Origin of the sequence: Chamaesiphon sp. VAR_69_metabat_338 (assembly GCF_031423935.1) — a bacterium.
GTDB lineage: Bacteria > Cyanobacteriota > Cyanobacteriia > Cyanobacteriales > Chamaesiphonaceae > Chamaesiphon.
The window spans coordinates 1-6,468 of record NZ_JANPGM010000057.1 but is presented as its reverse complement, the minus strand read 5'-3'; the positions used below and the strand labels follow the sequence as shown (position 1 = coordinate 6,468).

The 6,468-nt window shown below is 45.5% G+C and carries 6 protein-coding genes and 2 pseudogenes; 4 read left to right on the top strand and 4 right to left on the bottom strand.

Annotation, left to right across the window (positions count from 1 at the left end; all coding sequences use genetic code 11):
• Nucleotides 1-234, top strand: a pseudogene (locus RMO84_RS01805) (glycosyltransferase); the annotation flags it as partial.
• Nucleotides 231-1,772, top strand: a complete 1,542-nt coding sequence (locus RMO84_RS01800; protein WP_310486746.1) for a hypothetical protein — start codon at nucleotides 231-233, stop codon at nucleotides 1,770-1,772. The pseudogene RMO84_RS01805 and the gene RMO84_RS01800, both read left to right, overlap by 4 nt.
• 219 nt (nucleotides 1,773-1,991) lie before the next feature.
• On the opposite strand, the gene deoC is transcribed toward RMO84_RS01800, so the two are convergent.
• The 4 genes from deoC to RMO84_RS01780 form a co-directional block, all read right to left on the bottom strand.
• Nucleotides 1,992-2,675, bottom strand: a complete 684-nt coding sequence (deoC, locus tag RMO84_RS01795; RefSeq protein WP_310486745.1) for a deoxyribose-phosphate aldolase — start codon at nucleotides 2,673-2,675, stop codon at nucleotides 1,992-1,994.
• A gap of 192 nt (nucleotides 2,676-2,867) precedes the next feature.
• Complete coding sequence (locus tag RMO84_RS01790) at nucleotides 2,868-4,376, bottom strand: UbiD family decarboxylase (protein WP_310486744.1); 1,509 nt, start codon at nucleotides 4,374-4,376, stop codon at nucleotides 2,868-2,870.
• A gap of 174 nt (nucleotides 4,377-4,550) precedes the next feature.
• Nucleotides 4,551-4,778 carry a hypothetical protein gene (locus RMO84_RS01785; RefSeq protein ID WP_310486743.1) on the bottom strand — a complete coding sequence of 76 codons (228 nt, stop codon included), beginning with the start codon at nucleotides 4,776-4,778 and terminating at the stop codon, nucleotides 4,551-4,553.
• Nucleotides 4,779-5,223: 445 nt separating this feature from the next.
• A complete protein-coding gene (locus RMO84_RS01780) occupies nucleotides 5,224-5,430 on the bottom strand; it encodes a hypothetical protein (protein ID WP_310486742.1) in 207 nt (68 codons plus the stop codon).
• On the opposite strand from RMO84_RS01780, the gene RMO84_RS01775 reads away from it, so the two are divergent.
• Both RMO84_RS01775 and RMO84_RS01770 read left to right on the top strand, forming a co-directional pair.
• Nucleotides 5,425-6,066: a PHP domain-containing protein gene (locus RMO84_RS01775; protein WP_310486741.1), complete on the top strand. Its 642-nt coding sequence runs from the start codon at nucleotides 5,425-5,427 to the stop codon at nucleotides 6,064-6,066. The genes RMO84_RS01780 and RMO84_RS01775 overlap by 6 nt on opposite strands.
• Before the next feature lie 221 nt (nucleotides 6,067-6,287).
• Nucleotides 6,288-6,468, top strand: a pseudogene (locus tag RMO84_RS01770) (bifunctional oligoribonuclease/PAP phosphatase NrnA); the annotation flags it as partial.

Here is a 6,468-nt window from a genome sequence, read left to right as displayed (position 1 = left end):
CTCGCCGATACGGGTTTAGTCGTACCTGCCAATTGTCCGTCAATCTTGGCCGAATCAATCGTCAAACTTTTGAGCTTAACCTCTCAGCAACGGGTGCAGATGGGCGAATTAGCTAGAGCGCGGGCGATCGAACTATTCACTCAACAGCAATGCGTAGAAAACTATCTCGATACTTATCTCCAGTTAATTCGTCAGGCGCGAATTTCTAAGCTGAAACTGGCTGGTAAACTATGACTAATCATGCCCTGGAAAATTTAATTAATTCGATTTACACCAACTATCCAAACGTCTGCGATCCTTGGGAAATAGTTGCGATCGTCGAAGCTTTAGGCTATACAGACAAGGCGATCGAGGCAGAGTTTGGCTGTCCTAATGCTTTGATTTTAGGGCAATTTATTTATGCTCAACGCGATCGATTCACTTTCGTAGAATCAGATCGTAATGTTACTAAAGTATCACCTAAATTAAGCGATGAAATAGATATATTTATCACTCAATTTTCTCACAGCTTTATTTACACTGTCCCCTTTATCCTGCTCTTAATTCTCAATTATCTCCCGATCGATAAAAGCATCGACTTTCTACCACCAGAACTCAATTCTCTATTTGGGTTTGTGACGATGGCTAGCCTAATTACTAGCAGTGGTTTCGTTCAAATGATTAGCCGGCGCGGTTTATTTTATATGGGATTAAAAGATCCCATTCAAGCAAACCGCATCTGTACGCCAATTTTGTTGATGGGGATCTTGACAACGCTATTACTTAGCTCGATCGGGATGATTTTTGGATTTTATCTGGGGATTGCTACTGATAAATACATCATTATTGCCGGAGTATATTATGTCGTGCTGAGTACGATCTGGATGTTATTTGCGATCGTCGGTCTTCAGTATCGATTTGCCGCACCCAGTATCTTAATCGGCATTACCTGCTGCTTTTTTATTTTTAGAGTCTTTCTCAAATTGAGTGCGCTAGAAGCACAGGTAACGACGATCTCGATCGCTTTTATTTTACTTGCAATCCTCTCAGTATCAAATCAAATTAAGTATCGTGCAGTTAAACCTAAATTTGGTAAATTACCGGCACTACCACAGTTAAGTATCTTAATCTATTTATTAATTCCATATTTCGGATATGGCATCGTCTATTTTGGCTTTATCTTTGCCGATCGATTAGTAGCTAATATTACGACAGTGGGTCATTTCATGCTGATTCCAGGTAATAACTTGGAGTATCAGGACAGTATGGATCTAGCATTACTCGATCTGCTACTGATCGTGCCCTTAGTTGAGTACTTCAGTTACAAACTAATTATTTATTGGTACGATCGAGCCAAAAATATGACCTTGGTCGAAATCGAGAGTTTACCCTGGCAGATTCAAAAAAAATATTGGTCGTTATTAAGTCGAATTCTCTTGTATTTTGGGCTGCTAATGGCACTGACAATTCTGTTGTTGTCAATTTTACATCGCAGTGTCATTGAAAATATTTTGACAGTGGTTGCTTGTATCGGCTATCTATTATTTGCGATCGGTCTATTTAATACAGTAATTTTACTCAGTCTCAACCGCTTAAATGAAGTGTTGGGAATTTTAGCAACTGCGATGTGCGTAGATTTTATTAGCGGTTATTTAATAAGTAGTTTATTTGGCGTTTATTTAGCTGCACTTGGTTTGATTTTGGGAGCGATCTTGTTTGCCGTTACTTCTAGCAAGAAAATCCTCAAGGCGATCGATCGGGCTGATTACTGTTATTTTTATAGTGGATATTGAGTTAATTGATAGTTGATAATTGATAGTTGATAGCGGAAAGTAACTAGTCTAAAACCTAAAGCCTGTCTTGAAAAGGTGCTTCACTTGCGGCTCACCTTTGGACGGGTTCCCCGTCAAAAAAGGTGAGACAGCGGAGTTGAGTCGGATGGGTTCCCCATCCGTAACCCATACCCAAGCAGGGGAAACCCCAAGACCGCACTTTTCGCTAAAGCCTAAAACCTAACTCCCTGCTTTTGATTCTCGTTCGCGTTGTTTGAGGAGATCTACACCCCAAGAAGTGCCGAGTCTGGTGGCTCCAGCGATAATTAATTCGACTGCAAGATCGTGAGTACGAATGCCACCAGCGGCTTTGATGCCGATTTGGTCTTTGGTAAGCTCCTTGAGTAGGCGCACATCGGCTACCGTTGCCGCACCACACCAACCCGTGCCAGTTTTGAGCATTCGCGCTCCTGCTTCCATACAAATTTGAGCGGCAATTTGTTGCTCTGGCGGCGTGAGCAGGGACATTTCCAAAATTGCTTTGACTCCTTGTCCCGTCGCTTCGCAGATTTCGGCAATTTCGCGATGGACATCATCAATTTTTCCCGCTTTCAGCCAGCCGATATTGATAACTACATCCAACTCTTGGGCACCATTTTCGACCGCCTCTTGAGCCTCATACAGCTTGCTAGCTGTCGTAGTTGCGCCGGTGGGAAACCCAATTACAGTACAAATCTGGGGGCGTTTTTGGTGCAAAAGTGCGGTAACTTGCCGCACGTAGCAAGGATTGACACATACCGCCGCAAATCCAAACCTGTCGGCTTCTTCGCACCACTGTTCGACCATCGCAGGGGTAGCAGCACCGAGTAAGGAATGATCGATATATGGTGCAATGTCAATATGAGTGGATTGTTCGGCGTTCATAGCTGTTTTTAGCAAGATAGGGCACTCCTACAATTTATCCGTAGGGGTGCCCCTTCTTGACGTTTTTTTTATTCGGGGGGAACCCTAGACATAAAAAACGCCGCTTGTGAGTACCCTCAGAATCGCTGCTGCTAGTCTTTATGGACTGGGAGTAGGTTGGGTTGAAGAACAAAACCCAACCTACTCACTAATCTATTTCATGTCATAGCCAAATAAATTGGCATTGACTTCATTGAGATTGATATCGGCTAAACCATACTCTTTCCAACGCCTGTCTACCATCGCCGCAATTGCCGGATCGGATTCTAGCTGTGCGCCCCATTCCGCCTCGGTTTCGGGATACACTTTGGTAGTCGCGTCGATGCCCATCCGACTCCCTAAACCAACTTTAGGCGTGGCGAAGTCGAGTTTATCAAAAGGGGTATCGGGGATGATAAAGACATCGCGTTGGGGATCGACTTTGGAACTAACCGCCCAGACGACTTGGCGCGGATCGCGGATGTTGATATCTTTATCGACAACGATCACAAATTTGGTATAGGTAAATTGTGGTAATGCACTCCAGAAGGCAAGTGCGGCACGTCTGGCTTGTCCGGGATAGGCTTTATCGATCGCAATAATTGCCGCTTTGTAACTCAGTGCCTCCATCGGCAAAAAGAAATCGACAATTTCCGGTACCTGTTGGCGCAGAATTGGCGTGTAAATCCGGTTGAGTGCGATCGCCATCATCGCTTCTTCCTTGGGCGGACGTCCGCTGAAGGTAGTTAAATAAATCGGATTTTTGCGGTGAGTCATGCAATTGAATCGAATCAACGGGCATGATTTGGATTGATTGTAGTAGCCCATGTGGTCGCCAAAAGGGCCATCGACCATTTCTTCGCCCGGTGTAATCGTCCCTTCGAGTACAAATTCTGAGTCGGCGGGTACTTCTAGATCTACTGTTTTACATTTGGCTAATTTGATACCACTCCCGCCATATATTCCGGCAAATAACCACTCGGATAGATCGATCGGAATTGGTGTCGCTGCGGCCATAATGACCAAGGGATGTACGCCTAGGGCGATCGCGATTTCTAGTTTTTTCCCCCGTTCGGCAGCCTTGCGCAGATGACGCGCACCACCACGGATCGATAACCACTGGACGGTCATCGTGTTTTTGGATTGCAACTGGAGTCGGTAGACTCCAATATTGGGTGTGCCAGTTTCACAATCTTTAGTAATTACCAGCCCCAATGTGACAATCTTACCCGCATCGCCACTGTAAGGGCGAATTAATGGCAGATTATTGAGATCTAAGTCATCACCCTCAACTACGATCTGCTGGCAGGGCGGAAAGTAATCGCGGCTCGGTTTGGCTTTGAGGACATCGAACAATACTTTCCCAAACTCGACAGCTTGAGCGACTTTTTTGGGGGGTTTCGGCTGCTGGAGCATCGCCAATTTCTTACCCAGATCCTCAAGTTCCTGGGGCTGCTCCATATTCATTGCCCAGCAAATCCGCTCGACAGTACCCATGATATTCACGGCTACCGGATATTTAGCACCTTTGACATTTTCAAACAGCAACCCTGGCCCACCACATTGGAGCATCCGGTTAGAGATTTCCGCAATCTCCAAATCGGAATCTACCAGGGTCTTAATCCGGCGCAGTTGGCCTCGTTTTTCGAGTACCTGTAAAAATTCTCTGAAGTCCCCCGCCATGCGATCGCGCCCAATGTAAAGTTATGTCTCTATTGTAAGGGGATAGGGAATAGAGAGTAGGGGATAGGGCAAAGATGAAGGGAAGCATAGGATTTATGGACAGTGCGGGGAACGAAAAGACGTTTGCGTCCATATTGACGACTATCCCCTATTCCCTATCCTCTATCCCCTAATTTAATTCCCCTTCTGCATCCGAAAGCTGTAGAAAGCATAAATATCAAAGAGTGCGCCGACAAATCCGCACACTAGCCCGATCGTTAACATCCCTTGAAACGCGCTGCCGCCACCAAAGGTATCGAGAAAGGCCAGCAACATATTAGTCGGAATTTGACCGATCGTGCCGAAACCAGGAATGCATGTCAGTAACCAAGTGCTAGCCAACGACCCCGATACAAGAAGCATGGGAGCGAAAAAACTCAATAGCACAGCCAGGAATAGAGAACGTAGGAAGTTTGATGACACGATCGGAAAACCTCACCCGCCTGATGGCTGAAAGAACTGTCTCTTGGCAAAGTGGCTTGACTGGGTGCATGCCCCAGACCACACTTTTTCGTAGTGATAGATCTACCACATCCACATATCATAAATTAGTAATTTGACCAGAGCTTCAATCTGTGAGAAATCTTAAAATATCATTAAACTTTTTGATAATTGCTGGCAAATCTACATAAATTCTCAGAACTCTTGCCAAATCTAGGTTAGAGCCAGTCGAGCGATGTTTCCAGCTCGGCATCTACCCCCCGCTGCTAGATGACGTAATCGCCCACAGACGTCTACAATTAAGGAATTATCGCGAATAACTCGTCCGAGTCCGCCGGAGAGCGATCCGCACCATTCTCATAAAGTTTTACAAAGAGTGGGGTAATCTGGAGAGATATTGATAACACACTTCATTTAAGCAACTACCTTGACGATCGTAGGTAACTACCAGACTCGTACATCCAAAGCTATGGGGAACCACCAGCACACAGCACAGAATACTACGCTCTTGCGGCAAATCTTTGGCAGCATTCAGGCTGATAGTTGCCCCAAACATTACAATTTCCACATGCATACCAATTGCTCTGATGGGAAGCTGCAGCCTGAAGATCTGATGGCTCAGGCTGTAGAAATTGGTCTTCAAGGGATCGCAATTACCGATCATCATTGTGTGAAGGGTTATTATCGTGCCGCTAAATGGCTTGAAACTCAAGCCTTGGCGGAGCCTATTTGTGTTGGCGATAGCCTGCCGTTAGGCACAGGCAAACGCTCCGCGAACGGAACGAGAATTGATTCGCTCCAATTATGGACGGGAATTGAAATTACCGCATACTTGCCGCCTGTTGACGTCCATATCCTGGGCTACGGTTTCGACCCCCTCGAACCAAGCTTAGCTCCCTACCTGACGGGTAGAGAGCCTCGGGGTGCCGATGCTCGTGCCGAACGAGCGATTGCCGCGCTCCATGCTGCTGGAGCGATCGTCGTGTTAGCACATCCCGCCCGCTACAGACGATCGCCAGAAGAATTGATTCCGACAGCAGTTTCATTAGGCATTGATGGGGTCGAAACTTATTATGCTTATAACAACCCCAGTCCTTGGATTCCGAGCTTCGAGCAGACCGAAACTGTCAAACGCTTGGGCAATAGCTACAATTTGCTGCACACCTGTGGGACTGATACCCATGGGTTGAATTTACTGCAACGTTTATAGCAATATATTAGTGCTTTATTTGACAAATGCTGATACGGATACTGAGCTAGTCAAATCCAGAAACTAGTGACATTCAGAGTTGCATCGAAAATGCTTATAATGATTACCAGTAAAAGATCGTGGTATGTAGCTAGCTAATACTAGGTATAATCGCTAATTGCCAATCTGAGAGTAGTTGTCTATGATAGTTGATTAGGGATATTATACCTCTACTGAATTAGATGTCTTTAAATTCGATTAAGCCTCTCAACGGTCAAGCTTCAAGTATGGATACAAGTTCTATACGTGGACTGCTCGAAATGACACAGCCGACAACTCCAGATGTCGAACATCCAGAATTGAGACTAGATAACGAAGGTGGTAATTCGATCGCGATGTCAGCGACGATCGCCTCATCGGTCA